This is a genomic window from Longimicrobium sp. (genome assembly GCF_036387355.1).
Classification (GTDB): domain Bacteria; phylum Gemmatimonadota; class Gemmatimonadetes; order Longimicrobiales; family Longimicrobiaceae; genus Longimicrobium.
On the sequence record NZ_DASVTX010000058.1, the window covers coordinates 1 to 5125 of the forward strand.

The following is a 5125-nucleotide window of genomic DNA, read 5'->3' on the forward strand; positions in this document are numbered from 1 at the left end:
TCCTTCTGGATGCGCTTTCCCAGGCCGGCGAGCCGCCTCCCCTCCTGGTGCTCGCCCCGGCCGGCGCGCCCCCGCCCGCGCTGGCGGAGGCGCTGCACCGGCTGCGCCCCGCCCGCATGCTCTACCACCCGCTGGACCGCGAGGCGCTGGCCCGCGAGGCCGCCGCGCTCCTGGGCGTGGCCGCGGCGGCTCCGCAGACCGCGGGGGCGGCGCGCGGCGCGCTGGGCGCCGCCGTGGCCGGGGTGTGGCAGCGCTTCCGCGAGCCGGTGCTGCGCCGGGTGGACGCGCTGGAAGGCGCGGCGATGGGGCTGCTGGAGGGGCGGCTGGACGCCGAGACCCGCCGCGCGGCGGAGCGGGAGGCGCACAAGCTGGCCGGGTCCGTAGGGACGTTCGGCTTCGGCGAGGCGTCGCGGCTGTCGCGCGAGGCAGAAACGCTGCTGGCCGGCCCCGGCGCGCTGGGCCAGGCGGACGCGCTGCGGCTGGCGGACCTGGCCGTCGCCATCCGCCGCGAGCTGACCGCCGACCCCGCCGCGCCCGCGGGGCTGGACGACGAGGGCGCCGCCGCCGAGCCCGTGCGCGAGGCGGGCAGCCCGCTGCTGCTGATCGTGGACGACGACCGCGAACTGGCGGAGCGGCTGGCCATGGAGGCCTCGGGGCGGGGGATGCGGACGGTGGTGGCCCACGGGGCCCAGGAGGCCCGCGCCTGCCTGCCGCGCCGGCCGGACGCTGCCGTGCTGGGGCTGCTTCCCGCGGACGGCACGCTGGAGCTGCTGCGCGCGCTGGGCGAGCAGGAGCCCGCCGTGCCCACCATCGTCCTGGCCGGGAGCGACGACTTCGCCGACCGGGTGGAGGTGGCCCGCCACGGGGGACGGGGATTCCTGCGCAAGCCGCAGTCGCCCGCGCGCGTGGTGGACGCGGTGGAGCCGCTGCTGCGCCGCCCCCGCCAGCGCGAAACGGTGCTGGCGGTGGACGACGATCCCGCCGTGCTGGAGGGGGTGCGCCGCGTGCTGGCCGGCGAGGCCGAGGTGCGCACGCTGGGGGACCCGCTGGGCTTCTGGGAAACGCTGGAGTCCGCCTCGCCGGACCTGGTGCTGCTGGACGTGGACATGCCCTCCGTGAGCGGGCTTGAGCTGTGCCGCGTGCTGCGCAACGACCCGCGCTGGCAGTCCGTCCCTATCGTCTTTCTGACCGCGCGGACGGACGCGGACACGGTGGCGGCGGTGTTCCGCGCCGGGGCGGACGACTTCGTGAGCAAGCCCTTCGTGGGGCCGGAGCTGGCGGCGCGCATCCGCAACCGGCTGGAGCGGGTGCGGCTGCAGCGCAGCATGGCTGAGACGGACCCGCTCACCGGCGTCGCCAACCGGCGCGGCTCGGAAGAGGTGCTGGAGCGGCTGCTGCGGCTGGCCACGGCGCAGAACGAGCCGTTCGCCCTCGGGGTGGTGGACCTGGACCTGTTCAAGGCCGTGAACGACGTGCGCGGCCACGCCGCCGGAGACGAGGTGCTGGCCCGCGTGGGTCGCCTGCTGCAGAAGCGCTTTCGCAGCGAGGACGTGGTGGCGCGCTGGGGCGGCGAAGAGTTCGTGATCGGGATGTACGGAATGGACCGCGCGGACGGCGTGCAGCGGCTGGCGGAGGCGCTGGAGGTGCTGCGCGAGGAAAAGTTCCATGCGCGGGGCGAGGCGTTCTCCGTCACCCTGAGCGGCGGCGTGGCGGACTTTCCCGCGGACGGGCGCGACCTGGCCTCGCTGTACCGCGCCGCCGACGCGGCGCTGTACCAGGCCAAGGCGGCCGGGCGCGACCGCATTGTCCCCTCGGGATGGCGGCCGGAGCACGGCGAGGGGCAGCGCTCGGTGGACGTGCTGGTGGTGGAAGACGATCCGGCCATTGCGCGGCTGCTGCAGCACGCCCTGGAAACGCGCGGCTACCGCAACGAGTGGGTGTCCAGCGGCGAGACCGCGGCCGGGCTGCTGACGGGGGACAACCCGGCGCTGCGCGCCCGCGTGGTGCTGCTGGACGTGGACCTTCCCGGGCTGGACGGCCACGGCGTGCTGCGCCGTCTTTCGGAGGCGCGCCTGCTGGACCGCACGCGTGTGATCATGCTCACGGTGCGGACGCACGAGGCGGAGGTGGTGCGCGCGCTGGAGCTGGGCGCGTGGGACCACGTCAGCAAGCCGTTCAGCGTCCCCGTGCTGCTGCAGCGCATCCGCCGCGCCCTGCGGGCCTGACGCATGGCGCCGATCGAGTGGGTGCGGTTCGCGCTGCTGGCGGAGGGCGTCATTCTCCTTCTTTCGCTGCTGGTTCTGTTCGGCCACGCGTGGCTGGCGCAGCGGCGCGAGCGCACCTGGACGGTGCGGATGGAGCAGGCCCGGCGCGCGCTGCTGGACGTGGTGCGCTCCGGGCGCACCAGCCGCATGGGGAACGCGGCCATCGCCGCCATCCCCGTGCGCCTGCAGATCCGCCTGCTGACGGAGCTTGCCCCCAACCTGACCGGCCAGTCGCGGGCGCAGCTCGCGGTGCTGGCGGAGCAGATCGGGCTGGTGGACGCCGCGCGGCGGATGGCGGCCAGCAGGGACTGGCGCGACCGGCTTCACGGCGTGCGCCTGCTGGCGGGGGTGGGCGGCGGGGGCGAGCTGGTGCCGGGGCTGATGGACGATCCGCACCCCGCCGTGCGCGCCGAGGCGGTGGAGTGGGCCGGGACGCACCCCACGCCGGAGCGGGTGGACCGGCTGGTGTCGCTGCTCCCCGCGACAGACCGCTACGGCGCTTTTGTGGTGCGCGACTCGCTGCTGCGCGCGGGGGAGGCGGCCATTGCCCCGCTGGCACGGTACCTGGACGAGCACGGCGGGGCGGAGGCGGAAGGCGCGCTGGAGGTGGCGGCCGGGCTGGCGGACCCGCGCTTTGCCGCCGCGGCGATGCGGCTGTGCGCGGATCCGCTCCCGGCCGTGCGGGCGCGGGCCGCGGCGCTGGCCGGCGCCATCGGCGGGGAGGAGGCGGTGGGCGTGCTGCAGCGCCTGGCCCACGACGACGACGCGGAGGTGCGCGCCGCCGCCGCGGCCGCGCTGGGGCGGCTGGGGCACTGGCCCAGCGCCCCCGTGATCGCGGCGCTGCTGCGGGACCGCGCCTGGGCCGTGCGCAGCCAGAGCGCGCTGGCCCTGCGCAGCCTGGGGAGCCCGGGGCTGCTCTACCTGCGCCGCGGGCTCACGGACGAGGACCCGTTCGCGGCCGACATCGCCCGCCAGGTGCTTGACCTGCCGGCCTCGTCCGCGGAGCGGGAGCGGTGGGGATGACGCTGCACGAAATCGCCTCGCTGGTGCTGGTGCGGCTGGAGTGGGTCATCCTCTGCTACTTCATCCTGGTGAACGGCTGGTACGTCCTGCTGCTGGTGAGCGCCGGGTACGAGATGCGGGAGTACGTGCTGCTGGCCCGGGGGCGCGCGCGGTGGCGGCTGATGGGAAGCCGGGTGGCGCCCAGCATCAGCATGCTGGCGCCGGCGTACAACGAGGCGGCCACCATTTCCGAGAGCGTGCGCGGCCTGCTGGCGCTGTACTATCCCAACCTGGAGGTCGTCGTGGTGAACGACGGCTCCAAGGATGCCACCATGGACGTGCTGCAGGACACGTTCGACCTGGCGCCCATCCACCCCATCTACCAGAAGCGGATCCCCTCGCAGGAGGTGATCGGCCTGTACCGGTCGCGCCTGCACCCGAACCTGGTGGTGGTCGACAAGCGGAACGGGGGCAAGGCGGATGCGCTGAACGCGGGGCTGAACCTGACGACGAGCGAGCTGGTGTGCGCCATCGACGCCGACACGCTCATCGAGCCGGACTCGCTGCAGCGGATGGTGCGCCCCTTTCTGGAGCGCCGCGACGTGGTGGCCGCGGGGGGAACGATCCGCATCGCGAACGGAAGCACGGTGGAGTCGGGCCGGGTGAGCCATGCGCGCGCGCCGCGACGGCTGCTGCCGGGCTGCCAGGTAGTGGAGTACCTGCGGGCCTTTCTGTTCGGGCGGCTGGGGTGGAACCGGCTGGGCGGAAACCTGATCATCTCCGGCGCGTTCGGGCTGTTCAACCGCCGGGCCATGCTGGAGGCGGGGGGCTACGAGCACGCCACGGTGGGCGAGGACATGGAGCTGGCGCTGCGCCTGCGCCGCATTGGCTACGAGCGCAACGGGCCGCACCAGATCGCCTTTGTTCCGGACCCGGTGGCGTGGACGGAGGCGCCGGAAACCGCGGCCGTGCTGGGCCGCCAGCGCGACCGCTGGCACCGCGGCCTGTCGGACGTGCTGTGGCGGCATCGGGGGGTGATGTTCAACCCGCGCTACGGGGCCATGGGGCTCGTGGTGTTTCCCTACTTCGTCTTCGTGGAGCTGCTGGCGCCGCTGGTGGAGGCGGTGGGGCTGCTGGGGCTGGTGGCGGGGCTGACGCTGGGCGCCATCAACCTGCCGTTTGCCATTCTCTTCTTTCTGGCCGCCTACGGCCTGGGCGCGGTGCTCACGGTGATGACGCTGGTGATGGAAGAGGCGTCGTTCCACCGGTACGAGGGGTTCCGCGACCGCATGCTGCTGGTGCTGTGGGCGATGCTGGAGAACCTCGGCTACCGGCAGCTGACCGTGTGGTGGCGGCTTCGGGGAATCTGGAAGTATCTGCGGGGGAGCAAGAGCTGGGGGAGCATGGAGCGCCGCGGGTTCGGCACGCCGGCGAAGCCGGCGTCGTGAGGGGAGAACGGCAGGGAATAGGGGGATCGTTTTTCCCGGATGAATCGCGCGCGGGTCACTTTGCGTGAGGGATGCGCGCCCGGAGGGCCGAGAGCCCGGAGCGGCAGGGCACAGCCGTATCGTGCCCTGGTGCGGAGGGGGCTCGGCGCCGTTGGCATCAGCTGTATCGTTGCCTACGGCGCGCGCAGCCCGGCCCCGAGCGCAGCGCAGGGACACGCCCTCATCCGTCGTCGTCCTTTCCTGTTGCGACGTGCCGTTCTCCAGCACGAAATCACGCGGACGGAACCGATCCGGTCAGGACATTCGTACTTGATGCCGTGGCTCCGATGATGCAAGTGTTTCCGCCGGTGGGGCGGGGATGGATTCAAGCGGGGACAAGGGGATGATGAGCTTTCGACTGCATGCGGCCGC

The 5125-nt window shown here is 73.8% G+C and carries 3 protein-coding genes; all 3 read left to right on the forward strand.

The genetic code is table 11. The annotated features are described in order from the left end of the window. Nucleotides 1-2225, forward strand: a 2225-nt coding sequence (locus tag VF665_RS02850; RefSeq protein ID WP_331051889.1) for a response regulator, incomplete at its 5' end; no start/stop codon positions are given. Nucleotides 2226-2228: 3 nt separating this feature from the next. After that, nucleotides 2229-3287 carry a HEAT repeat domain-containing protein gene (locus VF665_RS02855; RefSeq protein ID WP_331051890.1) on the forward strand — a complete coding sequence of 353 codons (1059 nt, stop codon included), beginning with the start codon at nt 2229-2231 and terminating at the stop codon, nt 3285-3287. Continuing rightward, nucleotides 3284-4714 carry a glycosyltransferase gene (locus VF665_RS02860; RefSeq protein ID WP_331051891.1) on the forward strand — a complete coding sequence of 477 codons (1431 nt, stop codon included), beginning with the start codon at nt 3284-3286 and terminating at the stop codon, nt 4712-4714. The genes VF665_RS02855 and VF665_RS02860 overlap by 4 nt, the downstream gene beginning before the upstream one ends. Nucleotides 4715-5125: the final 411 nt, after the last annotated feature.